This is a genomic window from Psychrobacter sp. PP-21 (assembly GCF_033790785.1).
Lineage (GTDB): Bacteria > Pseudomonadota > Gammaproteobacteria > Pseudomonadales > Moraxellaceae > Psychrobacter.
Genome location: NZ_JAMYEB010000003.1, coordinates 69,935 through 96,189, shown reverse-complemented (window position 1 = coordinate 96,189; position 26,255 = coordinate 69,935). Strand labels below are relative to the sequence as shown.

Sequence of the window (26,255 nt, the reverse complement as noted above, 5' to 3'; positions counted from 1 at the left end):
TTAAAAATTAAGACTGACCTCATAAGGATGTATTTCAATAAAAATAGGATAGGTCAGTGGAAGATGTGAGATTGAATAATAATAAAATCAGTTTATCGAGTTAAGTAAACTACAAATAATTATAGATAATAAGGAATATCATGAAGACGATTGCTTTTTTACTACACAACAATTTTGAGCAAGCAGAGTATGAAGAAGTTAATAACAAACTAAAAGAAAAAGGTCATAAAACTCTTCTTATCACTACTAATAAAGACAAAGAAGTCCAAGCTATGCAGCAGGATGTTGATAAGGGCGATATCTTTACGGCTGATATTTTTGCGAAAGAAGCGAATGTTGAAGATTACGACGCATTGGTATTACCAGGCGGCACTGTAAACGCAGACACGATACGTGGCAACGAAGAAGCTCATCGTATCATCAACGCTATCAATGATGCAGGTAAGCCACTGGCAGCAATATGCCATGCTCCTTGGGCGCTTATTAATACGGGTATTGCCAAAGGAAAAACGCTTACTTCTTACCAATCATTGCAAACCGATTTAGAAAACGCAGGCGCCAATTACGTAGACAAAACAGTACAAATCGATGGTAATTTGATTACTTCACGTAATCCAGACGATATTGACAACTTCGCTGATGCAATACATAAAGCACTGTCTTAATCTTTTCATCTGGTTGAAGTTTAACCACGAATACATTTTAATTAATTACAACTATACTAGGGGAACATTATGTCAAACTCTAACCCAAACGACACTAAACTTGAGCAACAGCGTTCTGATTCAGCGAATGCGGCTCTTAAAAGCCAAACTGAAAACAATCATACTGAAGACAGTGAAGCTGCAGCAGATCGCATTGCAGATAATCTAGAGAGTGCTAAAGAAAACAAGTAATACATCTAATGCGTCATTCTTAACTGAATGACGCTATTTTTTTTGGTACTTATTTAGTTATTAAACAAACACTAGTAATCACAAAGTCTAAAAACAATTTAGGAGTTAATATGAGTAATTCAGCAGATAACATGGACGAGCAAGAAAAAGAAATTGCACAGCTCTCAGAAGATATCAATCCTAGAGAAGATAAGACGCCTGATAGTTTGGCTGAGGCAACTACGGCACCACTCGAAGATGACGAGTTGGGCGGTAACGCTAAGGAAAACGACGTTAAGTAGCAAATGAATGGTAACTTTGCTAGATAGACGATTAGACTTACAAGTATTATTAAAAACTGCTGCTAGTTCAGCGGTTTTTTGTTATAATCATCCTCACATTTAAATCAGGTTCTAGACAGTACATTGTATCTTGCCCAGCACTAAAACTAGGTAGGAAGTCAATATGCAGGAGTTTAGGCTTATTAAATGATTGTTATCTGTAACTGAGCTTGTCGTACACTAGGTCAACTCTAGTAATGCAGGGTTGTCCTGAATGGCGTACAAGTTATTTTATTTATTATTCTATTGCTTTAAAGCCGACTTAAATTGTAGTCCGTTCTAAAGCTCTTAGCATTGCCGGAGATATTTATGCTAACTAATACCGATCGTGAACAAATCATCGCTCAATACCAACGTGGCGAAAATGACACTGGTTCTCCAGAAGTTCAAGTAGCTTTGTTAAGTGCTCGTATCAATGATTTGCAGAACCATTTTAAAGCACACAAAGCTGACCACCACAGCCGTCGCGGTCTTATCCGTATGGTTAACACACGTCGCAAATTGCTTGATTACCTAAAAGGTAAAGATCTTGGTCGCTACACGACTCTTATCAGCCAATTGGGTCTACGTCGTTAATCTGACAAATACATCATGAGGGGCCACCAAAACTAAAGACACCATTATATGGCACAATCTTGAAGTTTTCGTTATACCATTCGGGACTTGTTTGTTGTTATCGATAATATAGATTTTTATAAAACGGCGTGGAATAGTTTCACGCCGTTTTTTTATGCTTATTCATTTTATAAGACAGGTTCAGATAATCTCGTAAATCATTAGGTAAGACGCGCAGTGTAGACAGCAGCTTTAGTAAAAACAGCATGAAATGTATATACGATCGAATTTTTTCTATTGATAGTCGCTGTGTTTTGCAATTAATTGGTCAATGGCTCCAAATCACTGTAAAATAATGCTTTGTGACTTTTACAACATATCTACTCCATACATGGCGATTATCTAAAAGTAGTAGTCTCTTAGCCTATAAGTTGATTGGATGAGCAAATACCTGACAGGTGATATCCGATAACTGTGAGTGCAAAGGTAGCCTACATGATTTTTAGCACTAAAGTCTTTTGACTTGACGCCTTTTTGATAGTATTTATAGTAAAGTCAAAATTGCACGACCGAATATATATGATAGTACGATGTCTAACACAGACAGATATAAGAGATAACCAATTAACGTTATTGGCAGTGATTGAGATGAGTTTTTAGAAAAAGAGTGTCAATCAGTAGTAGCCATATACATAGAATTTTAATGACAGATATCAGCTTATTAGGTTGCTGATATCACTTTTGTCAGTCAACATTAGGAAGATTATATGACAATGTTTAACACCATTAAGCGTGAATTTCAGTACGGTAACCAGCAAGTCGTTATCGAGACAGGCCGTATGGCTCGTCAAGCAAACTCTATTTTAGTACACATGGGCGGCGTAACAGTATTAGTTGCAGCAGTCGTAAAGTCAGAAGCTAAAGAGGGTCAAAACTTTTTTCCGCTCACCGTAAACTATCAAGAAAAAATGTATGCAGCGGGTAAAATTCCAGGTGCTTATGGCAAACGTGAAGGCCGTGCAAGCGAATTTGAAACTTTAACCTCGCGCTTGATTGACCGTCCGATTCGTCCGCTATTCCCAGAAGGCTACGTAAACGAAATCCAAATCACAGCGACGGTTGTATCATCAGATAAAACTCAGTCTGCAGATATCGCTGCACTAATCGGTGCTTCAGCGGCATTAGCTATCTCTGATGCGCCATTCAATGGTCCTGTTGCTGCTGCTCGTGTTGGCTTTATCAATGGTGAATACGTTCTAAACCCAACGTCTGAGCAGCTTGAGAGTAGTGATCTAGACTTGGTTGTGGCTGGTACTAAGTCTGCGGTATTGATGGTTGAATCTGAAGCAGCAGAGCTGTCAGAAGACCAGATGTTAGGTGCAGTATTGTACGGTCATCAGCAGCAGCAAATTGTTATTGATAATATCGCTTCAATGGCGGAAGAAATTGGTACTGCTAAGCAGCAATACTCTGCTCCTGAGCGTGACCAAGCACTTACCAGCAGCATGAAAGAGCAGTTCGGCGAGCAAGTGGCTGACGCTTATACCATTACTGATAAGCAAGCACGTTACACTAAGCTTGACGAAATTAAGCAATCAATTATTGATGCACTTGCTGGTGATGCTGAGTCAGAAACTTATGCTGATACCGTGTCTGAGCTTAAAGAAATCTATAACGACCTTAAATATCGTACCGTTCGTGACAATATCTTGTCAGGTAAACCGCGTATCGATGGTCGTGATCCTGAGACAGTTCGTGCGCTTGACGTACAAGTTGGTGTATTGCCATATACGCATGGTTCAGCACTGTTCACCCGCGGTGAGACACAGGCATTGGTTACGACTACGCTTGGCAACAGCCGTGATGTCAACATGATTGACTCACTAGGTGGCACAATTCGTGACCATTTCATGCTGCATTATAACTTCCCGCATTTCTCAGTTGGTGAAACGGGCCGTGAAGGTATTCCAAAACGTCGTGAAATTGGTCATGGCCGCCTTGCACGTCGCGGTGTACAAGCAATGCTACCAGATAGCGAACGCTTCCCATATGTGATCCGTGTGGTATCAGAGATTACTGAATCTAATGGTTCATCTTCTATGGCGTCTGTTTGCGGCGCAAGCTTGGCATTGATGGACGCAGGCGTACCATTAAAAGCACCAGTTGCTGGTATCGCGATGGGTCTGGTTAAAGAAGGCGAGCGTTTTGCTGTCTTATCAGATATCTTGGGTGATGAAGATCATCTAGGCGATATGGACTTTAAAGTAGCTGGTTCTAAAGACGGTATCACTGCACTTCAGATGGATATCAAAATCGAAGGTATCACGCCTGACATCATGGAGCAGGCGCTTAAGCAAGCACATGCTGGTCGTATCCACATCTTGGACGCAATGAATCAAGTATTGCCTGAAAGCCGTACTGAAATCAACGCTCATGCACCAAATTATGCGGTTATCGAAATCAACCCAGACAAGATTCGTGATGTTATCGGTAAAGGCGGCGCAACTATCCGTCAGTTGACTGAAGAGACTGGCGCAGTTATCGACATTGATGATGCCGGTACTATTCGTATCTTTGGTGAAAACAAAGCAGCCACCAAAGCCGCTATTGGTAAAATTGAAGCATTAACTGCTGAAGTTGAAGTTGGTAAAACTTATGAAGGTACGGTTGCTCGTATCGTAGACTTTGGTGCATTTGTTAACGTATTACCAAACACCGATGGTCTAGTGCATATCTCACAAATCGCAGAAGAGCGCGTAGAAAATGTATCAGACTATCTAAAAGAAGGCCAAGTCGTTAAGGTACTCGTACAAGACGTTGACAACCGTGGTCGTATCAAACTTACTATGAAAGGTGTTGAGCAAAACTAAGGCTCAGTATTTGATGTAGTTTGACCCAAAAAAACCGCCTTGAGTACTCATAAAGAGTATTTCAAGGCGGTTTTTTTTATCTTTAAAAACGATAACTGAGCAATTCATAATCAGTTTATAAGTAACAGTCAGTTTATAAGTAATAGTCTGTTTATAAGCTGATGCTTTTTGGGACGTGCACATCGATACGTAGCTTTGGTAGGTCTTGTAAATAGGTAGTCAGTAATGGCAATGTATCAGTCTGCCAATCTAGAGGCAGAGAATTTGCTTCAGTACTTTGGTGAGTTGCAGTATCACGTGGATTATCAAAAATAAGTGGACGTGCCAATAGTGCAACTCTGCGTATGCCTTTATAACGTATGAGCGGCATCATCTGCTGTTGTAGATCAATCAAGGCAGTGGTGAACCAACGCGTACGCGCAGGATGGTATGGATGATTTGATACTACAAGGTTAGCGATATAGCTTGGCTGATTGCCATTACTACTGATACCCAGACCTGCTTGCTCACGCATGCGCTTATGTAGTAAGCAGCTGCCAATATTTAAGCTACCATCACGGCAAGCACGATGATAGCGATGATAGTTATCAGGGTACAAGGTTTTGGCTCGTGCAAGGACAGGGTCCAATAGAACGCCAGCGTTATTGACAGGTAATATGAGCAGTTGTGCTCTACTATTCAATATAGACGCATGCGTAAGTTGCAGGTTCGCCATCCTAAGCCTCTTTATCAGAAATGCTGTTTTTATTGTAGCTCTGTTTGACCAGCGCTATCTGCTTCTAGCTGTGCTATTTGCTGTTCGAGTAGGGCGATCTCTTCTGCTTTCATATCGGTGAGTTTTTTGCTCATGGCCAACTGCTCAGCAGCCAGCTTTTCTTGTTCAGCTAAGCGCTTACGCTCATCTTCTAAACGATCAATCTCTTCTTTGGCTAGGCTGTCAGTCTTTGGTATAGGCGCGTTTAAGATAGCGGCGGGGCTGGGTAGTTCAGTGCTTGCACTCTCATCTAAAATGACACTTTCATTCATGTCTTCGCTATCATCAATGATAATATCGTGCTCGTCATTGGTCATGTCTTTTGAATTTGAAGCGGCTTTAGCGGCCTCAGTTTGCTCAGCCATTGTTGGTGATTTGCTAATAGGTAAGACAGGATCTGGTTGAGGCTTCGCCCAAATAAAGTAAGCCACAGCGATAAGTAGCAACGCAAAAATAAGGGTAATCCAAACTCGTCGGCCAGCTTTTGCAGAGGTTGCTCTAGAAGACTTGGTAGATAAAGGACGCATTTTTTTACGGTTCATATTATGATCGATTTATGTCAAGAATATAAGTAGACATACTATAGCAAACTCAAAATAAAAAGCCTATCTATTGAGAGATAGGCTTAATAGACCATGAAACAATGAGTGAGTAATACATAGGTACGCTGTTTGAGACAATTGCTGAGTAGTCAGCACTAAGCGACCAGTTTTTGACAATTAAGGTTTGAACTTTACGGTGCCGCTAGTACCTGTAGTCATCGCATCACGAGCAAGCTGATCCTCGAGATGGTTTTTGGCACTGATCGCATCAGGATCGGGACGATGCTCTGAATGTCCACATTGGGTACACTCAATGTACTCATCTGGCGCTGGCGTGACAATATTGACTTGTACTACCGCGTCCATCTCCTGGCATTTTGGACAACGCACTCCTGCCAAAAACCGACGCTTGGGTTTAGATGACTGATAGCGCATTTAGATAACCTCGTGCGTCGTCTGGTCGTTTGTAGCGTCGATGTTCTTAGTATCGACAAAGCCATTGTGACGTAGTAGAGCATCAATACTGGCACTACGACCACGGAAGTTTTCAAAGTTGGTCTTGGCTGGGAAACTACCACCAACGGATAAGACAGACTCACGAAAAGCTTTACCAGTTGCTGGGTTAAAAATACCCTCTTCCTCAAACTTACTAAAAGCATCCGCTGATAATAGCTCTGCCCATTTATAAGAGTAATAACCTGCCGCATAACCACCCGCGAAGATATGACTGAAGCCATTAGCAAAACGGTTATAGTCAGGCGTCTGCATGATAGCGATATCGCTACGTACTGCATTGAGTGTTGCTAAGATACCATCGTAATCAAGGGCTGGGGTATGAGCGTGAATCAGTAAATCAAACAATGCAAACTCGATTTGACGCAGTGTCTGTAGACCGCTTTGGAAGTTTTTTACCGCCAATAGCGCATCCAATTTATCTTTAGGCAATGGCTCACCAGACTCGACATGGCTACTGATAAGGGCAATGCCTTCAGCATCCCACGCCCAGTTTTCCATAAACTGACTGGGCAGCTCGACGGCATCCCACTCGACACCATTGACACCTGCGACATCACCGACGGTAACTTGGGTCAATAAGTGATGCAGGCCGTGACCGAACTCGTGGAACAGAGTCAATACTTCATCATGGGTCAACAAGCTTGGTTTGCCATCAAGCGCTGGTGTGAAATTGCCTACCATGAAGCAGACAGGTAGTTGTCTGTGGTTTTGCTCTTCATAGCTATAGCGAGACTGAAAACCACTCATCCATGCCCCGCCACGCTTGCCACTGCGAGCAAATAAGTCGAAGTAAAAACCACCAATCAAGCGATCATCGGCATCAAACAGCTGATAAAAGCGCACGTCATCGTGCCAGCGTGAGACAGAGCTAACATCAGCATTATCAAAGTCTTGCTCTTGTACCGTAATACCGTATAGGCGTTCAACAATAGCAAACAAACCATTAATTACTTTTGGTAATGGGAAATAAGGACGGATCTCTTCTTGCGATAAACTAAACGCGCTTTGCTTTACTTTTTCGGCGATATAAGCGCTATCCCACGGTTGTAATTCATCAATACCATAATCCTGCGCACATTTTTGTAGTTGTGCCAAATCAGCCTTGGCAGCTGGAGTCGCTTTGGCAGACAAATCACGTAAGAAGGTTTCCACCTCCAAGACGCTATCTGCCATCTTGGTCGATAGGGATACTTCAGCATAGTTGTCAAAGCCCAATAATTTGGCCTTTTGCTCACGTAATGTCAAAATTTGACTCATGATGTCGGCATTATTTAGCGACTCACCTTTAGTATTGGTATGAGTATCAAACTCAGAAGCACGCGTGACGTAGGCGTGATACAGCGTCTCACGTAAGCTGCGATCATCAGCATGGGTCATAACTGCCAAATATACTGGGATATTTAGCGTTGCCACGTAATAAGGAGTAGGGAGCGCATCCACATCAGCTTGGCTGAGGTTATCGCTGGCAAGCTCACGTGCCTTATACTGCTCGCCTGCATCCGCCAATAGTGCCAACCCACTTTCTGTTAGACCCTTCAGCTGTGAGTCTGCTAGAGGCAATACAAATGCTTGGGTCGCATCTAAGATATGATCTGAGAATGTTGCAGACAAGGTAGATAGCTCACTTTGGATAGCAGCAAATTTTTCTTGCTCTACCTTAGGCAGTGCTACCCCTGATAGCTCAAAACTGCGCAGTGCCAGCTCAATCGCGCGCGCACGTGCAGGCTCAAGTGTCGCAAAGAAATCTGTGTCATTGACGATAGTCTGGTAACGACTAAAGAGCGTCTGATGCTGACCAACCCGTGTGCCATAAGCGGAGAGCTTGGGCAGTAGCTCATGATGGACATGACGAATCTCGTCGTTACTCATCACGCCATTGAGGTGTGACAAGATACCCCAGCTGCGATCTAGCGCCAGATTAATATGATCAAAACGCATGACGTCTGCCAATGCCTGTTCAGCACTTACGCTGGTAGCGTCCGTCACTGCCGAAAGGTTATCTAGAAAATTATTGGCTTCATCGATAGCATCAACGACTTGGTTCTGTAGTGTGTGTGGCGCGGCATCGGCAAAGTCGACAAGGCGCAAGTCTGAAGAAGGAGTAGTCATAAAAGTATCCAATATTAATTGTTGTTATAGAGCAAACTGTCGTATCAGATCGCACTCGTTACGGTTTCAATCTGTAATGCACGGCTATTTTTATAGTTTACGATTTATAGATAAGTTATATAAAAGATGGGTTCGTTTCATAAAAATACAACCTGAATGTGCACAAACTGAGCGCGCGCACAATGTATGAGTACATAATATGGTCAGTAGAGTTCAGAAGACAGTTGGTTGAGACGATGTCTGTCTTTAACAATATAGATTGCTCTATTTACAAAGCGCTATCATTTGCTTGCATTTTAACCCTACAGAGAGTGAGGAGCAGCTGCTAGGATTAAGACAAAGGAATTCAAAAATTATGCACATATAAAGTGTGTACAACATGGAAAAGCAGAAGATGATCAGCAAATGGCCTTAGCAGTTTTTTATGAGCAGTCTATAGTTTGTGATTATACTGATAAAACCATCGCTAAGTATGGCATAGAGTAAAACAACATAACGCTGTACTAATAAGAAAATATATAAAATCGAAAGTAAATGATAATAAAACAAGGAGCACCATATGAAAGCGACTCTCAAAAGTTTACGTGAAACCAAAGCGAACCCAGCAGTGAGTATCTTTGTGAAGACTCACCGAGCACATCCTGCTAACGAACAAGATCCTATTGCCCTCAAAAATCAGTTAAAAGTCGTAGAAGATCGTCTGAATAAAGAGTATGACAAGAGCACAGCGACAATTATCTTGGATAACATTCATGCCAAGACCAATGACTTAAATCATAATTACAACCTCGATACCCTAGCTATATTTGCCAGTACTGATGATGTACAAGTTATCCGTATGCCAATTGACACAACAGAACGCGTGGTAATCTCAGATAGCTTCGCGACGCGTGATTTGGTACGTGACATGGCAAGCGCTGTCCATTATTACACAGTAATTCTAACCCGTGACAAAGCACGTTTAATCGAAGCTTCTAATGACCGTGTCATCAGAGAGTTTGACAAAGACGACGATGCGCAAAACAATATGGAAAATATTCAGTTCCCTGTAGAGAACAACGGACTGTATACAACGGGTGATGGTAGCTCGGATCGCTCATCAAATAACGAAAGCAGCCATCTTAAAGAGTACTTCAACCAAGTTGATAAAAGTGTGCAAGAGCTGTGGGGCGAGCACAAAATGCCACTCGTGATTGTTGGCGACGCAAAAAACATCGGTTACTACAAAGAAGTGTGTGATCGTCCAGACAACATCATTGCCACGGTATCGAACGCTACTAATTTAGAAGATGGTAGTGCCCAGCATATCGTGGACAGTGTACAAGACGCTGTAGAAGATTACCGTACATCATTGCATAAAGCAGCATTGGGTGAAATCGATAAAGCTCGCGGTGCCAATATGTTGCAAACTGATTTGCAAGAAGTATATCGTAGCGCGTTCCAAGGTGCTGGCGAGACTCTTTATGTGCGCCGTGGTTATATACAATCTGCCAAGATCGATGAAAAAGCTCAGACCCTAAGTATTGCAAGCGATGTCACTGCAGAAGGCGTCACTGACGATGCAGTTGGTGAAATTATCGAGCACGTCATTCATAACGGTGGTGAAGCGGTGTTTATGCCACAAGACATCATGGGTGAAGATCAGCCTATTGCTTTGGTAACTCGTTACTAATTAAACAGGTTATTAATCAAACAGGCATATTTTATTAACGATGCTTATCCATAAATAAGCTATCGGCAATAAGTAATTACGATAAAAGAGCGTTGGTTCCATATGGACCAGCGCTCTTTTTTATCATGCTTATTACTCATGTCCATGAGTACACATTATATTGGTTACGGATTCGAAGCACTGGTTCATATTGAGTCAGTGCTTTTTGCTATTCTTCACTTTCTAACAGTCAAATTATCGCAGATAAAGCTAAGTAACGATGCATACTTAGCATGGTTCAGAATAGAGCGATATTTCTCATCATGGTGCACGATGTTCTATGATAGTGCGTTTTTTAATTTACCTAGTAACTAACTTCTATCTTTTATGAACTGCTACTGCCAATCATATCAGAGCCCTATTTTTAGGAGAGTATCGAACTTGCTATTATTTACTCAGCCTATATGTATTAGGCTATAAGCGTCCCTAGAAGTAAATTTATCTTGGAGAAATACGACTAATATAGCGAATTTTTTAGTGAGCTAATTTTAAGTTGTGCGAAAAATAAGAGCCAAATCGATAGTGATGGATAATGGCTGGCATACCGCTTGCAGAGTTAATAGTACACGGTTAACTACCGTATGCTATTAATCTAAGAGCTAAAAAAATGCCGTCTAGGGTTCCGATATAGTAGAGGAAGGCTTTCTAAAACTATATGACTGGTCCGAGAGATGGCGGTTCGAAAGAACTACACGGAGGGATAAAAGCCCGGGAGACTCTAAGTGACACTGCTCACTTAAGCTCATAACTGTGGAGTTTTTTATGTCATCCGTTTCAATCACTACTTCCGATAGTTCATATTCAGATCGTTTCACCATGCCTTTACCAGGTGGCCACCATTGGTGTGGACGTATCAACAAAAACACTGTATTAACGCTCAAATCACTGGCAGCCAATGCCAATGCTAGCCTATATGTGGTTAATGCTGATGAGAAGCTTGAACGCTTCAACATGCCAGATAGTCTAAAAGCACAACACACCTTATACCTATCTGAAGGTCACGTACTCTACTCCGATATGGGCCGAGTGCTGGCCTCTATTATCAGCGATGACCATGGCTGGAACGATGCTATTTGTGGCCCTAGCACCGCTGCTATGATCAGCTCACAATATGGCAAAAAAACCTTCCAAGATGCTCGTAACGAGCGCTATCAAAACGGTCTTGACGGACTATTAACAGAGATGTCGAAGTTTGCGCTAAATGAGCGTGACCTTACGGCAACGGTCAATTTATTCTCCAAAGTTACCTCGGATCTACAAGGGCAGCTGTCCTATATCGCTGCTGACAACACCAACCAATCTATCGCCCTACGGTTTGAGATGAATTGCTTAGTATTCATCTGTAACGCTCCGCACCCACTTGATCCATCAGACATCTATGATCCAGCTGATATTGAGCTAACCATTCAGCAGGCAGCGCCTATAGTTCCAAAGGCAGAGCTTGATATTTGCCGTGACTCTTGCTCGCAAAACCAACGCGGGTTTGAGAACAATGCACGCTATTTTGGCGACTATACGAACGCCTAACTAAAGGCAGTATTCGATAGGCGAAATCAGCTATTAAATGTTTATCAATTAAGCGGCGTTAAGTACTAATCAAGTGGTTATCAATTTCTAATTTTTGACTGACAAAACGAGTTTTATAGGCTCATTCACATAACATTTATGCCTATAACGTTTACAACCAGTCATATCAACTAAGAGAGCAGACTCATGACAACTAACAATGATACTAAAAATAAAGATCAAGCTATTCAAAATCCAGCATCAACAACTTTAAAGCCAATCGATCCCAAGACGATCAAGCTACGTGAGGTTTGTGCTGCTGGAGAGGGATGGATGGCCGAGGTTAAGAAAAACCAGACCTTGCGCATTATAGATACTGAAGGTAATCAGGCAGTCGATACTTTGTTTATCAGCTGTGCTGATACGGCTGAACGTTATAGTGCCACGGATACCTTGGCACAAAATCAAAAGCTGTTTTTGGAGATGGGCAGTCAGCTATTCACTAATAGAGGGAAAGTTATTGCCACTATCACAGCTGACACTTGTGGTCGTCATGATACGTTGGGCGGTGCATGCTCATGTGAGAGCAATACCGTGCGTTACGCTCATGATACTTATCCCATGCATAGCTGCCGTAACAACTTTATGCATACTCTAGCAACGCATTCAGTTGCTCAAAAATATGATCTGAACCTACGTCACGTCGGACCAAACATCAATTTCTTTATGAACGTACCTATTACGCCTGACGGTAGTTTGGCGTTTGATGATGGTATCTCAGCCCCTGGCAAATACGTCGATATCACCGCTCAAATGGACATGATTGTCCTGATATCGAACTGTCCTCAGCTCAACAATCCCTGCAACGGCTATAACCCCACGCCCATTGAGCTAGTGATTTATGAGTAAGTAAGCGATTTTCGAACAAGACGATACTGCCTATTAATGAGAATGCTGAGGAAGTTGTGATGTTTAAAAAAGTATTGATTGCCAATCGCGGTGCTATTGCTTGCCGAATTATACGTACCCTAAAGCAAATGGGTGTCGGCTCAGTCGTTGTCTACACTGATGTAGATCGAGGCTCACTACATGTCAGTCAGGCTGATGAAGCCATCAACATTGGCTCTGGTCCTGCCAGTGATAGCTACCTGAATATGGACAAAGTATTGCAAGCAGCGTTAGATTCAGGCGCAGAAGCCATTCATCCTGGCTATGGGTTTTTATCAGAAAACGCTGCATTCTGTGATCGCTGCAGTGATGCTGGAATCGCTTTTATTGGGCCAACCTCTGAGCAACTGCTGAGCTTTGGGCTCAAGCATACAGCTCGTAAGCTCGCCATTGACAGCCAAGTGCCATTGTTACCCGGTAGCGAGCTGCTACAAGATGTGGACGAAGCATTACGTGAAGCCGAGCGTATTGGTTACCCTGTCATGCTCAAAAGCACTGCAGGTGGCGGCGGTATCGGCATGCGTCTGGTATGGAATGAGGTCGAACTAAAAGATGCTTATGAGTCTGTGCATCATTTGGCACAAAGCAACTTCAGTGATGCTGGGCTATATCTCGAAAAATTTGTAGAGCATGCTCGCCATATCGAAGTGCAAGTATTTGGTGACGGGGCAGGTAATATCATCACCTTAGGAGAGCGTGATTGTTCTATTCAGCGTCGTAATCAAAAAGTGATTGAAGAAACGCCAGCGCCCTTACTATCAGACGTACAAAGACAAAACCTACAAGAGGTGGCGACTAAGCTCATGCAACAGGTCAACTATCGCTCTGCTGGTACCGTTGAGTTTGTGATGGATGTGTCGACGCAAGACTTTTATTTCTTGGAAGTGAACACACGCTTGCAGGTTGAGCATGGTGTCACAGAAGAAATCTATCAAGTGGATTTAGTACGTTGGATGATTGAGCTGGCTGCAGGCGAGTTCGTGTTGCCAGAGTTGCCATTGCACGCATCAGGACATTCAATTCAGGTGCGTCTGTATGCCGAAGACCCTGTCAAAAGCTTTCAACCAAGCACTGGGATTTTAACGGATGCTTATTTTGACCCAGCCGCTCGAGTTGAAACTTGGATAGAAACAGGCAGTGAAATATCAGCCTTTTATGACCCGATGTTAGCAAAAATTATCGTGACGGCACCTGATCGCAAGCAAGCACTGGAGAAAATGAGCCAAAGTTTGGCCATGTCACGTATGGCAGGTCTTGAAACCAATCTTGAGTATTTGCAGCAGATAGTGGCTTCAGAGACATTTTATGCAGGCGAGCAGACTACGAGGTTTTTGAACACTTTTACATGGCTCAGTCAAAAAATCGAAGTGTTGCAGTCGGGCGTACAGACGGCCGTACAAGATGTACTCGGCCGAGAAGGTTACTGGGATGTGGGCGTACCTCCATCAGGTGCGATAGATGGTCTGAGTCTCAATACTGGTAATCAGCTGTTGGGTAACCCATTTAACACTGCAGGTCTTGAGTGCGTGGTTACTGGACCGACTTTATTGTTCCATTGCGACAGTCAGATTGCTATTACTGGCGGTAACATGGCCTGTACCTTGGATGGTGTAGAGCAACCAATGTGGCAAACCATTCCTGTACGTAAAGGTCAAAAACTCATTTGTGGCAATATCACCTCAGGTTGCCGAAGCTATATCGCTATCAAAGGTGGCATAGATGTCCCTGAGTATCTAGGCAGTCAAGCGACCTTTAGTTTAGGTCAGTTTGGTGGTCATGCAGGTCGTAACTTACTTATCGGCGACATGCTACCCGTTGTACAGTGCGATACGTCCATTGCTACTAAAGCCTTACCTGCTGCCCAGCAACCGGCGTTTAATGGACTATGGCAAATCGCGGTTATGTATGGACCACATGGCGCGCCAGATTTCTTTACGGATGCTGATGTGACGCAGTTCTTTGAGCATGAATGGGATGTCCATCACAACTCTAGCCGTACTGGTATCCGTCTGGTCGGACCTAAACCTGAATGGGCGCGTGAAGATGGCGGCGAGGCAGGGCTACACCCCTCAAATATCCATGACAATGCCTATGCTGTTGGTGCGATTGACTTCACAGGTGACATGCCGATCATTCTAGGACCTGATGGACCAAGCCTCGGTGGCTTTGTGTGTTTAAGCGTCATTGTCGCAGGTGAGCGCTGGAAAATGGGACAGCTCAAAGCAGGTGATCGAGTGCAGTTTGTCCCTGTCAGCTACGATCAAGCTGCACAATTACATCAGCGTTACGATGACATGCTACGGGCTGATCACTGTGATTTGGTGGATTATGATTTACCTATTCATACAGAAAAAGCAACATTGCAAACAGCCATATTAGACACTTTACCCATCAATAATGACCAACCAAAAGTGGTGTATCGTCCTGCTGGAGACAGCTATATATTGATTGAGTACGGCGAGCAGGTGCTTGATTTGCAACTGCGCTTCCGCGTTCAGGCATTGATGGAGTGCCTACAAGCACAGCATATCGATGCCATTATCGATATGACGCCAGGTATTCGCTCACTATTAGTGCATTACCATTCATTGAAATTGCCACAGGCAGCACTACTAGCAATTCTCAAGCAAGCAGAAAGCGCGTTACCCGATATTAAACATATGCAAGTACCGTCCAGAATTGTCCATCTTCCCATGGCATGGGCTGACTCTCAGACTAAGCTAGCAACGGAGAAGTATCAGCAACTTGTCTATCCTGACGCACCTTGGTGCCCCGATAATATCGATTTTATCAGACGTATCAATGGCTTGGCCTCTGCCCAAGCGGTCAAAGATATTGTCTATGATGCCAGCTATTTGGTTATGGGACTTGGTGATGTCTATTTGGGTGCGCCTGTTGCCACACCGCTCGATCCCAGACATCGTTTGGTCACTACCAAATACAATCCTGCCAGAACATGGACACCAGAAAACGCGGTGGGTATCGGCGGCGCTTATATGTGCATCTACGGTATGGAAGGCCCAGGCGGCTATCAGTTTGTTGGTAGGACGCTACAAATTTGGAACCGCTATCGCTCGCATCCAAGCTTTGAAGCTGAAAAACCATGGTTACTACGATTCTTTGATCAAATTCGCTTTTATGAAGTCAGTGAAGAAGAGCTGTTATCGATGCGAACTGCCTTTAAGGCAGGTGAGCTCTCGATTGAGGTTGAGGATAGTGTGTTAAACCTCGCTGAGTATTACGAGATGTTGCATGAAAACAAGGACAGTATTCAGACGTTCAAAGATCAGCAACAAGCCAACTTTGATGCAGAGCGACAACGTTGGAAGCAGCAAGGTCTTGACCAGTATGTGGGCGAAGATATTGACGCGGTAGAAGTATCAACAGAGGTCTCTGTACCTGAGGGCGGGGTAGTCGTCAAAGCTCATATGATGGGCAGTGTCTGGAAGATTTCTTGCGCGGTAGGTGATGTAGTCGACGAGGGGCTGACCTTAGCAATCATAGAAGCCATGAAAATTGAGATACCAATTGTCTCACCCGTTGCGATGCAGGTCGTGAGTATTGAAATTGAGATTGGTACTACAGTGAAACCCGAGCAGCCTTTATTTGTACTTGCACCCGTTACCGTTAACGAAGCACAGGTAACAGACATCGCAAGCTAGTAGGTTTGGCAAGGATGCATCTGATTGATAGTCAAAAAATACCGACAACCATATTTGAGAATAAGAGAGAACACTCATGCAAAAGAATTGGACGATCAAAGATTGGCAAAGCGCTTATGCCGAAGGAACTACCCAGCTAAGTGATCTATTAGATCATGTGGCAGGCATTAGCAATGACAATAATGCTTGGATTGAGATTGCGACTCCTGAGCAGCTAACTGCGCAGATTGACAGTATCGCCGCGAAAAATCCTCAAGAATTGCCACTATACGGTATACCGTTTGCGGTAAAAGACAACATCGATGTAGCAGGGTTTCATACCACGGCAGGATGTACAGATCCTCTATATTTAGCTGATAAAGACGCGCATGTGATCGCTAAGCTCAAGTCGGCAGGCGCTATCGTCATCGGCAAAACCAATCTTGACCAGTTCGCGACAGGACTGGTAGGTACGCGCTCACCTTATGGGGCAGTGGCCAACAGTTTCAATCCTGACTATATCAGTGGTGGCTCAAGCTCAGGCTCTGCGGTCAGTGTGGCAAATGGTATCGTGCCTTTTGCATTAGGAACGGACACGGCAGGCTCTGGACGTGTGCCTGCAGGTCATAACAATATAGTGGGTTTGAAGCCTACAAAAGGCTGGTTCTCCAGTATGGGTCTCATTCCAGCGTGTCGATTACATGATGTGATTTCTATTTTTGCGCTGGGTGTTGATGATGCGTGGCAAGTAGCTCAGCTAATGAAAGGCTACGATAAAGAGGATGATTACAGTCGTATCCATCCTGCCACTGCGCCAGTCGCCTTTAGTCTTGGCAAAATTGCTATCCCTGATACCTTAGAGTTTTACGGTGATACCGAGTCAGAGCAGGCTTTTGAGATAGCCATCTCGCAGCTACAGACGATGGGTTATGAGATCACACCGATAGACTTTACCGTCTTCAATGAGTTAGCAGAGGCACTCTATAACGACAGCTGGGTTAGTGAACGCACCTTTGCCATTGATCAGCTCGTCGAGCGTGATGCGCTACTACCTGTCACTCGCCAAATCATCAGTCAAGCTGAGAACTACAATGCGGTTGATGCGATGAGTGCTGAGTATTCTCGTGCTGCATTAAGTCGCCGTATTCAACAAACGCTATCTGAATTTGATGCCTTAATGGTGCCAACCGCACCAACCATCTATACCATCGATGCGGTCAATGCTGACCCGTTAACGAAAAACAGTCACATGGGTACTTATACTAATTTTGTGAATCTAGCGGACTTGTCGGCGTTGGCGTTGCCGAATCTAATCGCTAGAGATGGCCTACCGCGCGGTGTGACCTTTATTGCCATGGGCTGGCATGACGAAGCTTTAGCTAATTTTGGTCATCAGTGGCAAACCGCTCTGGATATACCAATGGGAACCTCTCACCATCTTTATCACTCCAGCACATCTCAAACCCAAACCGCTCAATCTAATCAACCACAATCGCTTATTCCACTGAGCACAGATGATAGTGATAGTAGTGTAGCACTAGCCGTGGTCGGTGCGCATTTGAGTGGTATGCCACTCAATTATCAGCTGACTGATAGAGGCGGTGTGTTGTCTGAGCAAACCCAAACGGCACATGCCTATCAGCTCTTTGCATTGGCAGGATCGAAACCTGCCAAACCGGGACTGAAACGCCATGACGAAGGACGCTCGATTGCAGTAGAAGTCTGGCGAATCCCCAAAGCAAAATTTGGTGACATCGTCAACGAAGTGCCTACGCCATTAGGCATCGGCAATGTCGAATTGGCAGATGGACGCTGGGTCAAAAGCTTTATTTGTGAAGAGTACGGATTTGAAGGTGGTACGAATGTGACCGAGTTTGGTGGTTGGAAATCTTATATAGCTGAACAATCAGAGTCCGTAACTTATATCAAATAACTCTAATCATTATCCGAAAACAGTAACGCAAGCAATGCCGATATCTCTCATGGTATTGCACAACAATAATCAACGGACATTCCCATAATGGGCCTGTCTTTATTCAAGGAGCAAGACTCATGAATCGACGCTTATTTACTTTTGCGGTTTTCTCAAGCTTTATGCTATTTGGTTGTGACAACACAGCTACCGTATCAGCACCTGAAGGGGAGGCGGCACCAGAAAAAGTCACTGCCTCAAATGACGACCCAATCTCTATCGGTTACAGTGATTGGCCTGGCTGGGTAGCGTGGCAGATTGCAATTGATAAAGGCTGGTTTGATGAAGCTGGCGTCAATGTTGAATTTAAATGGTTTGATTATTCTGCTTCGTTATCTGCTTTTGCCTCTAATCAGCTGGACGCCATTTCTGTGACCAATGGCGACAATTTGGTCAACGCTGCGAGTGGTAGTGAGGGCATTATTATCTTGGTTAACGACTATTCAGCAGGTAATGATCAGATCATTGCTAAACCATCAGTCACTAGCATAGCGGACCTAAAAGGCAAATCAATCGGTGTTGAAAAAGGCTTGGTAGATCATTTGCTGCTCAATAGCGCGCTGGCCGATAACGGGTTGACAGAGGCTGATGTGACACTGGTCAATGCCACCACAAACGAGTTACCGCAAGTCTTCACAAATGACAGTATTGACGCCGTCTCCATCTGGCAACCCAATGCCAATCAAGCCCTAAAAAATGTGCCAAGTGCAAAGGCTATCTATACCTCAGCGGATAAGCCGGGTCTTATTTATGACACGTTAGCCGTCAGTCCCGCCAGCCTATCTGAGCACAAGGCAGAGTACGCCAAAATCATCCAAGTGTGGGGCAAGGTCGTCAACTATATCAATGATCCAGCGACCAGAGATGATGCGATTAGCATTATGTCTAACAAGGTCAACGTGCCTGCTGATCAATATAGTGCCTTCTTGAATGGGACAAAACTGATGGGTCTTGAAGATAACAAGAGAATCTTTGCAAAATCTGATGAGCTCAGCTCTATCTATGGATCTAGCTATCATGTCAATCAGTTCAATATTGACAATCAGATTTATGATCAAAAGCTTGATATCGATAAATTGATCTATCCTGACTTGATTAATCAGTAAGGATAAGTGCCGTTTTATCTATTGCAAAGGCAGTGGTTGTTGAGTCTTCATCATCGTTTTAGAGGGTAGCCCATGAGTCATATCAACACATATCTAACCAAGAAAACCACTCTTGGGCTCAATGTACTCTCATTTTTGATTCCGATCTTACTATGGTGTGCGGTCAGCTACCTTCCTTTTATCTGGCATCCACAAGTTGAGATTACCGATGCTGGCGCGAGTACTTATCTACAAGAGGGTAGCCGCATTGATAAAGAGGTATTTTACCGCGAAGCACAAGATGCGATGGCCTCTGATGCAGTACCACCGCAAGGAAAACTGGTCAATCCTGTCTACTTGCCAGCACCGGATGAGGTAGCCACAGCGATGGTCACTGCCTTCGTTACCCCGCCTGCGCAAGCGGATGGACCGTGGTTACATGAGAGTCTCTGGCAGAGTATCCGTACGGTATTTATCGCTTTTTTTATCTCGTCTATCGTCGGTATTCCGTTAGGGCTGCTGTGCGGATTTTCTCAAAAAATCGCACAAATTACTCAGCCCTTCGTAGAGTTCTTTCGCTATCTACCAGCACCCGCATTTGGACCTTTGGCCGTGGCAGTGCTTGGTATCTACGATGGACCAAAAATCGCCATCATCGTGATTGGGACTCTATTTCAGCAGATTTTAATCATTGCAAATACCACGCGTACTATGGATCTTGGTCTGATTGAGGCGGGTTATACGCTAGGCACGACCAAACTAAAAAGCTTCTTTTATGTACTGCTGCCTGCCGTCTTGCCCGACGTCTATCGAGACCTGCGTGTTCTACTCGGCTGGGCATGGACGTATTTGATTGTCGCTGAACTGATAGGGACGACATCCGGTATTACTTGGTTTATTGTGCAACAAGCCCGCTACCAGCATTTTGATAACGTCTATGCAGGTATTCTACTCATTGGGTTTATCGGTTTAGGTACAGATATCTTGTTGTACCAGCTCGGTAAAAAACTCTTCAAATGGAAAGCGAGTATTTAAATGATAAATAACAATATGGTCTCTTCCTTCCCTGCAGATAGTGCTCGCACCACCCATAGCGGTGCCACTGATTATTTCAAAGCTTTGTATCAGAGAAATGTAGTGTTGCAAGTTGATCAATTGACCCAGTCGTTTGATCAAGGTGGTAGCCAAAAAGTAATATTGAAAGATGTCAGCCTAAAAATCTATGAGCGTGAGTTTGTATGTGTGATTGGTCCTTCTGGTTGCGGCAAGTCAACACTGGGGCGTATCGTTGCAGGCTTAGATGCGTATCCTAGCGGCGAGGTAGTCGTTGATAAAGAAAAAGTCAAAGGCCCAAGTGCTAGCCGCGGCATGGTTTTTCAAGGCTATACGTTATTTCCTTGGAAAACAGTCAAAGAAAATGTGATGTTTGGTCCTATCATGGGTGGCCGTAGTAAGTCGAGCGCAGAGCGTAGTGCCCGTGAGTGGCTAGATGTGGTCGGACTGACTAAGTACGAAAACCACTATCCACACCAGCTGTCTGGCGGTATGAAGCAGCGTGTTGCGATTGCGCGCGCACTGGTCAACGAGCCAAAGGTGTTGATCATGGATGAGCCATTTGGTGCACTTGATCCTTATACACGTCAAAAAATGCAAAAGCATCTACTAGATCTATGGCGTAATATTGATATTACCATCGTATTTATTACGCATGATATGGATGAGGCGGTGTTACTGTCAGATCGTATCGTGGTACTCAAGGCAAATCCAGGAGAGGTTCAAGAGATTATTGAAGTGCCGCTCGCACGGCCTCGTTCTCCCGATATTGTGACAGACAGTCGTTTTTTACAACTAAAAGCTCGTATCAATAGTATCGTTCACAATCCACAACCTGTCATTGACCCTGCATTGACAGATATGCCAGATATCCCGCGCATGACCCCTTTGGACAAACACAAATCCGTAACATAGCTATTTGTCTTAAGTTGAAAAAGGCAGTGTTCGGTCTCCGTTCTAACCTGCACAATCGTTGCTAGCCATATAGCGCAGCGGTTGTGCTCTATTATCATTAGTCACAAAAGCTGTGATGGGTTTATCGGTTTTGCTTAGCAATACTACTACGAGTTATCTCTGATTAACTGCTGCTGATAAATACGACTGCTGTTATACTCAGTAGCGTATTCATCTGCTTGCTGATCTTTTTATGACGAACAAATTTATGACGACCAGCTCTTTTGTGTTGACCAGCTACAATATTCACAAAGGCATGTCACCACTAAACCGCCAAGTAAAAATGCAAGGTATTGCCAAAGCGCTAGAGGCTGTCGGTGCAGATATACTATGTCTGCAAGAAGTGCAGGGACAGAACCTAAAGCGCAACATGCAATACAATGAGTACCCAGATCAGTCACAGCATGAATGGTTTGGTGAGTTTTTAGATCTAGAAAACAGCTATGGTAAAAACTCAGAGTATGAGAATGGTCATCATGGCAATGCCGTATTAAGCCGGTTCCCGTTAGACCCAAAACACAACGTCAATATTACCGTCAATAAGCTTGAACAACGCGGCGTCTTACACTGTGAAGTACAGCCTAATGGTTGGGAGAGACCGGTCGTTGTATTATGCGCGCATCTCAATTTGTTTGAGCGTGATCGTATCAAACAGTATCAAGCGATCAGCGACTATGTGCGACATGAGATCGCGCCTGACCAGCCGCTTATATTGGCAGGTGATTTTAATGACTGGAAAAAGATGTCTTGTGACAAGCTTGCGACCGAGCTGGGTATGATAGAAGCGTTTAAGGATTGTCACGGTAAACTATTACCGACGTTTCCAGCAAAACTGCCAGTACTCAGCCTAGATCGTATCTATGTGCGTAACTTGATAGTCAAAGATGCGTGGGTACACACTGGTAAGCCTTGGTCGGCACTATCAGACCATCTACCGATTAGCGCAGAATTGGCACTGCCATAAAACAGCATTACCGTACCGAAAAAATAATCAGTAAATTTCTATAAAATAAAGCTTCTATAAAATAAAGCTTCTATAAAAAACTCTATGACATAAAGTGCTAGTCAATAAATGGGTAAAAAATAAATTGCCCGATAATATATAAGGATATATAACGATGTCTAATAATCAAATACCGAACACTCAGCATGCGGTACTCATACGCGAATTTGGTGAGCCTGAAGTCATGCAATATCAAGAGGGTGTGGCAGTACCAGAGCTGGCCGATGAGCAAGTATTGATAAAAATTGCCTATGCTGGTATCAACCCTGTGGACTATAAGACGCGGCAAGGCAAAGGGTGGGGAGCGACTACTATCCAAACAGAAAAATTCGACAATGACCAGCCTGCAATTTTAGGATTTGATGTAGCAGGCGAGGTCGTCAGCAGTAATAGCGATAAGTTTGCTATCGGTGATAGAGTGGCTGCTTTGAGCTTTAGTGGTTGCGGCTATGCACAATATGCGGCAGTAGATGCCAAGTTACTTGCCAAAGTACCAGAAAATGTTACGTTGGAACAAGCAGGGGCATTGCCCTGTATTGGTCAAACCGCATTACAGTTTGTAGATTTTGCGGATATAAAAGCAGGCGAGCACGTGGTAATTAATGCACCAGCAGGCGGCGTTGGTCATTTATTGATTCAATTACTTATGAACAAAGTGGCGCAAGATAATATCAAAGTAACAGTTATTTGCTCACCAGAAAAGTACGCTAAGCTTGATGAGTTGATAGAGGTATCTAAGCTGGCAGGCTGGATTGATTACACCAAGGATGAGGATTTTCCTGAGCTGCAAGCGGATGTGCTGTTAGATTTGGTCGGCGGTGATGCAGGGATACGCGCACTTAGCGTGATGAAGCCTGAAGGTCATGTCTATGTATTACCCACCATTTGGGTAGATAAGCTCAAAGAAGCCGGCAGTCAAAAAAACCTAAACGTGGCAGGTTATAAGTCGCAACGTAACGGTGAAGATATGGCACGTGTTTTACAGCAAGTTGCTGATGGTAAGCTGATTTTGAAGATTCAAAAGATCTATCCATTATCTGAAGTCGTTGCCGCTCACCATGAGCTACAAAAAGGCGATGCTTTTGGCAAAATTGTCTTGTCAGCTGCTGATTGAATGTCAAGATCGCTCGAGTATTAGGCAGTATTCAGTCAGGATGTAGTCAAACTTATTGGTAATGGGATTTCTGTTGAAACCTAATAAAACCAACTGATGACTTAATAAATCATACAAAAGTTTTATGTTGGCCAACAGAACACCCCTGTAGTCGCCCCTTGTTTATCATAAGATAGAAAGTGAACGATACTAATAAAGGGACTAATATGACTACTAACGAAAAAACAAATGATCACATTGCTTATGAAGCCAAAGTCCGTGAAGACATAGAAGCGTGGAAAAACCCTGATAAAAGCGTACTTGATAAAGCGCTGTCCGTTATCAACAAACCCATCGCCCAGGCAGGTGATGCACTCATGAATGCGCCGCAATTCGGTGATGCGCTGACAAAAGCCACAGAGCAGTCTATCACCGCTTTGAGTGATGCCGCAAACTGGACATTGAATACCCAGGACGTCATCAATACTTATCAAAACGAGTCTGATATCGCAGGCTCTTCTATCACTACATTCTCTGATATTGAACGCTTACCGATCGCTGTCGTTGATAGACAGGTTGAATTGTTTAAAAGTAAATATGTGGCGTTAACGAGTGCTCAAGGGGTGACCACTGGAGTCGCCGGGTGGGTAGGTATACCTGCTGACGTGGTCGGTCTCATCACGGCAAATCTACGTGCGATTGGTGAGTATGCGACTTACTATGGTTTTGATATTAATAATGAAGGCGAGCAGTTGTTTGCCATGTCTTTGTTAGCGGTGGCGACGTCTGCATCAGCCGAGGAGCGCAAAGCTGCTTTGGATAATACTGATGCAATGGTCAAAGATCCACAGACGCAGGCATTTAACCAAGTTAACGAAGAGGTTATGTCGCGAGTAGTACGTCAAACGGCAACCAAAGTGGCGACCAATATGGTCAAAACAAAAGCAGCGCAAATTATTCCAGCAGTAGGTGCGGTGGTCGCAGGCGGTGTCAATGCCAGTTATACTGCCAGTGTCTGTGAGGCGGCGCACCAATGCTACAGAGAGCGTTTTTTGGATCGCCGTGCATAATTAGTATTTGCGCATAACTACTAACCGTGAAAAAAACTAGATGACTTAATCGTCATATGGCTCAATATAGCGCTACTATTAACGTATGAGCATATGCCGAAATGTCAGACTGATCCGTCCAGTAGCGACGGTCTTCGTTTTAGTAATGGTGTGCTTCCAAAAGCTTTGTGTTGTACCATGCATGACAATTAACTGACCAGACTCAAGATGAAGCTCAACTTTGTCTTGAGTTTTTTTATGCTTAAAAACAAATTTGCGTGTGGCACCTAGAGATAGAGAGGCAATAATTGGCTGATGACCAAGCTCCTTTTCGTCATCGGCATGGTAGCCCATACCGTCAACCCCAGAAGGATAATAGTTGAGCAAACAGGTATTAAAATCGACCGCAATACCGACATCTGCCAAAGCCTGTTCAATCTGTTGTTTCACGTGGAACACTATACTTGACCACGGTACCGTCTGCCGTTTATGCCCTGAATACTGATAATCGGCATCCGTCTCTCCCATCCAGACAATTTGACGAGTCGTCACATGGGTCTTACCAAACAATCTCACAATGTCTGGCTGCCACGGTAACTCATCTAATAAAGTGTCATAGAGAGTATGAGCATCATCGATAATGATACCCAAATCATTAACTTTACCATCATAAGGCAATAAATTATCGGTAGGAGCAGGGGCAAAGAGATCAGTCATAGATTAATGGTCGCTATTTGCTGTTTTGATGATGATCATTGATGACTCGGGCACAGAGTGTAGGCGCCTCAATCGGCAGTAGATGACCATAATCTGGTAATGAGATCAGACTGCCATCAGGTACAAACTTGTGCCACTTTTTACGTACTTTATCACTGATAAATAAGGTAGGCTTACCGGTGATTAACGTATAAGGGCAGCTTAATTTTTTGAGCGCAGCATCAATATGAGGCGCACCAAAATAGTTTGCCAGCTCTTGCTCAGGTGCAAACATAAGCGTGTAGCTGCCATCAGGATTTTTGCTTAGACTTTGCTCAGCAAATATCTGCAAGTGTGTATCACTGATGCGCTTATAAGCACGCTGCGCGCGTAGGCTCTGATAGTAGTCATCAGTACTCGACCACGTCGATTGCTTGGTTGATGTGCTTTTGAATGGTTCTTGGCTAAGCAGTACAGAGCGAGGTAATAGATTATATAAAGTGGCTTGGCTTTTGGTAAATGTGACAGGTTCTATGAGATACAGCTGCGAAAACAGCTCTGGACGCTTGGCAGCAGCGATTGCCGTGGCCGTTGCGCCTTGCGAATGTCCAATACCCACGACAGGCTTATCTTGCGTTTGTTCTAAAAACTCAATCAGCATATCAGCATCTTGCTCACGTGTGAGGCGACGGCTGTGCGGTTTATCATACCAGTAACCGCGCAAGGCAAGTGAGCTCAACTCAAATTCAGCCATCAGCTCACTCAGTAGCGGCATGTAGGTACCAACTGTAAAACTGTTACCACCATAAAAATGCGCTGGCGCACGCTGAGTCATCATTGACTCTACTGGCTGATTGAACTGGCTAAGGTTATAGTAGCGTGCTTGTTTTCCGCTCAGGGTGATGCTGCGTGTGAATGCGTCCATAAAATAAACACTTCCTTGTGACTTATTTATTATGATTTATTTGCTTGTGATCTATTT

General features: G+C 43.9%; 22 protein-coding genes and 1 riboswitch. Of the genes, 16 read left to right on the top strand and 6 right to left on the bottom strand.

Annotated features, from left to right (window positions below):
- The first annotated feature begins 140 nt into the window (after positions 1–140).
- The 5 genes from NJD71_RS04465 to pnp all read left to right on the top strand — a co-directional run bounded on the left by NJD71_RS04465 (position 141) and on the right by pnp (position 4,641).
- Positions 141–665, top strand: coding sequence for a type 1 glutamine amidotransferase domain-containing protein (locus NJD71_RS04465; RefSeq protein WP_319050743.1), 525 nt, complete (start codon positions 141–143; stop codon positions 663–665).
- Positions 666–734: 69 nt separating this feature from the next.
- The gene (locus tag NJD71_RS04460; RefSeq protein WP_319050742.1) at positions 735–896 is read left to right on the top strand and encodes a hypothetical protein; all 162 of its coding nucleotides are present in this window, start codon (positions 735–737) and stop codon (positions 894–896) included.
- Between the two features lie 110 nt (positions 897–1,006).
- Entirely contained in the window at positions 1,007–1,177 is a 171-nt protein-coding gene (locus NJD71_RS04455) for a hypothetical protein (protein ID WP_319050741.1), read from the top strand.
- Between the two features lie 348 nt (positions 1,178–1,525).
- Positions 1,526–1,792, top strand: coding sequence for a 30S ribosomal protein S15 (rpsO, locus tag NJD71_RS04450; RefSeq protein ID WP_045443035.1), 267 nt, complete (start codon positions 1,526–1,528; stop codon positions 1,790–1,792).
- Between the two features lie 746 nt (positions 1,793–2,538).
- Complete coding sequence (gene pnp, locus NJD71_RS04445; RefSeq protein WP_319050739.1) at positions 2,539–4,641, top strand: polyribonucleotide nucleotidyltransferase; 2,103 nt, start codon at positions 2,539–2,541, stop codon at positions 4,639–4,641.
- A gap of 151 nt (positions 4,642–4,792) precedes the next feature.
- Here the strand turns inward: pnp and NJD71_RS04440 are convergent, their stop codons facing one another.
- The 4 genes from NJD71_RS04440 to NJD71_RS04425 form a co-directional block, all read right to left on the bottom strand.
- Positions 4,793–5,356, bottom strand: coding sequence for a hypothetical protein (locus tag NJD71_RS04440; RefSeq protein WP_319050738.1), 564 nt, complete (start codon positions 5,354–5,356; stop codon positions 4,793–4,795).
- A gap of 29 nt (positions 5,357–5,385) precedes the next feature.
- Positions 5,386–5,937 (bottom strand): hypothetical protein, encoded by a 552-nt coding sequence (locus tag NJD71_RS04435; protein WP_319050737.1) that lies wholly within the window; start codon positions 5,935–5,937, stop codon positions 5,386–5,388.
- A 177-nt stretch (positions 5,938–6,114) separates the two neighbouring features.
- Positions 6,115–6,372, bottom strand: a complete 258-nt coding sequence (locus tag NJD71_RS04430) for a YheV family putative zinc ribbon protein (RefSeq protein ID WP_319050736.1) — start codon at positions 6,370–6,372, stop codon at positions 6,115–6,117.
- Complete coding sequence (locus NJD71_RS04425; RefSeq protein WP_319050735.1) at positions 6,373–8,562, bottom strand: M3 family metallopeptidase; 2,190 nt, start codon at positions 8,560–8,562, stop codon at positions 6,373–6,375. It abuts the gene before it with no gap.
- Positions 8,563–9,121: 559 nt separating this feature from the next.
- Here NJD71_RS04425 and NJD71_RS04420 point away from each other — a divergent pair.
- From NJD71_RS04420 to NJD71_RS04370, 11 genes are all read left to right on the top strand, one after another.
- Entirely contained in the window at positions 9,122–10,234 is a 1,113-nt protein-coding gene (locus NJD71_RS04420; RefSeq protein WP_319050734.1) for an AOC03_06830 family ribosome hibernation factor, read from the top strand.
- Between the two features lie 642 nt (positions 10,235–10,876).
- Positions 10,877–10,990, top strand: a riboswitch (guanidine-I (ykkC/yxkD leader).
- 45 nt (positions 10,991–11,035) lie between these two features.
- Positions 11,036–11,800 carry an urea amidolyase associated protein UAAP1 gene (locus NJD71_RS04415; RefSeq protein ID WP_319050733.1) on the top strand — a complete coding sequence of 255 codons (765 nt, stop codon included), beginning with the start codon at positions 11,036–11,038 and terminating at the stop codon, positions 11,798–11,800.
- A gap of 186 nt (positions 11,801–11,986) precedes the next feature.
- The gene (locus NJD71_RS04410; RefSeq protein ID WP_319050732.1) at positions 11,987–12,688 is read left to right on the top strand and encodes an urea amidolyase associated protein UAAP2; all 702 of its coding nucleotides are present in this window, start codon (positions 11,987–11,989) and stop codon (positions 12,686–12,688) included.
- Positions 12,689–12,747: 59 nt separating this feature from the next.
- Entirely contained in the window at positions 12,748–16,389 is a 3,642-nt protein-coding gene (uca, locus tag NJD71_RS04405; RefSeq protein ID WP_319050731.1) for an urea carboxylase, read from the top strand.
- A gap of 76 nt (positions 16,390–16,465) precedes the next feature.
- Positions 16,466–18,301: an allophanate hydrolase gene (gene atzF / locus NJD71_RS04400; RefSeq protein ID WP_319050730.1), complete on the top strand. Its 1,836-nt coding sequence runs from the start codon at positions 16,466–16,468 to the stop codon at positions 18,299–18,301.
- 119 nt (positions 18,302–18,420) lie between these two features.
- Entirely contained in the window at positions 18,421–19,446 is a 1,026-nt protein-coding gene (locus NJD71_RS04395) for an ABC transporter substrate-binding protein (protein WP_319050729.1), read from the top strand.
- A 72-nt stretch (positions 19,447–19,518) separates the two neighbouring features.
- Positions 19,519–20,460 (top strand): ABC transporter permease, encoded by a 942-nt coding sequence (locus NJD71_RS04390; protein WP_319050728.1) that lies wholly within the window; start codon positions 19,519–19,521, stop codon positions 20,458–20,460.
- Positions 20,461–20,475: 15 nt separating this feature from the next.
- Complete coding sequence (locus NJD71_RS04385) at positions 20,476–21,393, top strand: ABC transporter ATP-binding protein (RefSeq protein ID WP_319050872.1); 918 nt, start codon at positions 20,476–20,478, stop codon at positions 21,391–21,393.
- Positions 21,394–21,640: 247 nt separating this feature from the next.
- Positions 21,641–22,396 carry an endonuclease/exonuclease/phosphatase family protein gene (locus tag NJD71_RS04380; protein ID WP_319050726.1) on the top strand — a complete coding sequence of 252 codons (756 nt, stop codon included), beginning with the start codon at positions 21,641–21,643 and terminating at the stop codon, positions 22,394–22,396.
- 154 nt (positions 22,397–22,550) lie between these two features.
- Positions 22,551–23,549 carry an NADP-dependent oxidoreductase gene (locus NJD71_RS04375; RefSeq protein ID WP_319050725.1) on the top strand — a complete coding sequence of 333 codons (999 nt, stop codon included), beginning with the start codon at positions 22,551–22,553 and terminating at the stop codon, positions 23,547–23,549.
- A 206-nt stretch (positions 23,550–23,755) separates the two neighbouring features.
- A complete protein-coding gene (locus tag NJD71_RS04370) occupies positions 23,756–24,598 on the top strand; it encodes an EcsC family protein (protein ID WP_319050724.1) in 843 nt (280 codons plus the stop codon).
- A 78-nt stretch (positions 24,599–24,676) separates the two neighbouring features.
- Here the strand turns inward: NJD71_RS04370 and NJD71_RS04365 are convergent, their stop codons facing one another.
- Together NJD71_RS04365 and NJD71_RS04360 are read right to left on the bottom strand one after the other, a co-directional pair.
- The gene (locus tag NJD71_RS04365) at positions 24,677–25,294 is read right to left on the bottom strand and encodes an alpha-ketoglutarate-dependent dioxygenase AlkB family protein (RefSeq protein WP_319050723.1); all 618 of its coding nucleotides are present in this window, start codon (positions 25,292–25,294) and stop codon (positions 24,677–24,679) included.
- 13 nt (positions 25,295–25,307) lie between these two features.
- Positions 25,308–26,198, bottom strand: a complete 891-nt coding sequence (locus tag NJD71_RS04360; protein ID WP_319050722.1) for an alpha/beta fold hydrolase — start codon at positions 26,196–26,198, stop codon at positions 25,308–25,310.
- Between the last annotated feature and the right edge of the window lie 57 nt (positions 26,199–26,255).

What these genes read in the sequence shown, in the direction of transcription:
- NJD71_RS04465 (WP_319050743.1), top strand. Translation starts at nt 141, where the DNA reads ATGAAGACGATTGCTTTTTTACTACACAACAATTTTGAGCAAGCAGAG.
- NJD71_RS04460 (WP_319050742.1), top strand. Translation starts at nt 735, where the DNA reads ATGTCAAACTCTAACCCAAACGACACTAAACTTGAGCAACAGCGTTCT.
- NJD71_RS04455 (WP_319050741.1), top strand. Translation starts at nt 1,007, where the DNA reads ATGAGTAATTCAGCAGATAACATGGACGAGCAAGAAAAAGAAATTGCA.
- rpsO (WP_045443035.1), top strand. Translation starts at nt 1,526, where the DNA reads ATGCTAACTAATACCGATCGTGAACAAATCATCGCTCAATACCAACGT.
- pnp (WP_319050739.1), top strand. Translation starts at nt 2,539, where the DNA reads ATGACAATGTTTAACACCATTAAGCGTGAATTTCAGTACGGTAACCAG.
- NJD71_RS04440 (WP_319050738.1), bottom strand. Translation starts at nt 5,356, where the DNA reads ATGGCGAACCTGCAACTTACGCATGCGTCTATATTGAATAGTAGAGCA.
- NJD71_RS04435 (WP_319050737.1), bottom strand. Translation starts at nt 5,937, where the DNA reads ATGAACCGTAAAAAAATGCGTCCTTTATCTACCAAGTCTTCTAGAGCA.
- NJD71_RS04430 (WP_319050736.1), bottom strand. Translation starts at nt 6,372, where the DNA reads ATGCGCTATCAGTCATCTAAACCCAAGCGTCGGTTTTTGGCAGGAGTG.
- NJD71_RS04425 (WP_319050735.1), bottom strand. Translation starts at nt 8,562, where the DNA reads ATGACTACTCCTTCTTCAGACTTGCGCCTTGTCGACTTTGCCGATGCC.
- NJD71_RS04420 (WP_319050734.1), top strand. Translation starts at nt 9,122, where the DNA reads ATGAAAGCGACTCTCAAAAGTTTACGTGAAACCAAAGCGAACCCAGCA.
- NJD71_RS04415 (WP_319050733.1), top strand. Translation starts at nt 11,036, where the DNA reads ATGTCATCCGTTTCAATCACTACTTCCGATAGTTCATATTCAGATCGT.
- NJD71_RS04410 (WP_319050732.1), top strand. Translation starts at nt 11,987, where the DNA reads ATGACAACTAACAATGATACTAAAAATAAAGATCAAGCTATTCAAAAT.
- uca (WP_319050731.1), top strand. Translation starts at nt 12,748, where the DNA reads ATGTTTAAAAAAGTATTGATTGCCAATCGCGGTGCTATTGCTTGCCGA.
- atzF (WP_319050730.1), top strand. Translation starts at nt 16,466, where the DNA reads ATGCAAAAGAATTGGACGATCAAAGATTGGCAAAGCGCTTATGCCGAA.
- NJD71_RS04395 (WP_319050729.1), top strand. Translation starts at nt 18,421, where the DNA reads ATGAATCGACGCTTATTTACTTTTGCGGTTTTCTCAAGCTTTATGCTA.
- NJD71_RS04390 (WP_319050728.1), top strand. Translation starts at nt 19,519, where the DNA reads ATGAGTCATATCAACACATATCTAACCAAGAAAACCACTCTTGGGCTC.
- NJD71_RS04385 (WP_319050872.1), top strand. Translation starts at nt 20,476, where the DNA reads ATGGTCTCTTCCTTCCCTGCAGATAGTGCTCGCACCACCCATAGCGGT.
- NJD71_RS04380 (WP_319050726.1), top strand. Translation starts at nt 21,641, where the DNA reads ATGACGACCAGCTCTTTTGTGTTGACCAGCTACAATATTCACAAAGGC.
- NJD71_RS04375 (WP_319050725.1), top strand. Translation starts at nt 22,551, where the DNA reads ATGTCTAATAATCAAATACCGAACACTCAGCATGCGGTACTCATACGC.
- NJD71_RS04370 (WP_319050724.1), top strand. Translation starts at nt 23,756, where the DNA reads ATGACTACTAACGAAAAAACAAATGATCACATTGCTTATGAAGCCAAA.
- NJD71_RS04365 (WP_319050723.1), bottom strand. Translation starts at nt 25,294, where the DNA reads ATGACTGATCTCTTTGCCCCTGCTCCTACCGATAATTTATTGCCTTAT.
- NJD71_RS04360 (WP_319050722.1), bottom strand. Translation starts at nt 26,198, where the DNA reads ATGGACGCATTCACACGCAGCATCACCCTGAGCGGAAAACAAGCACGC.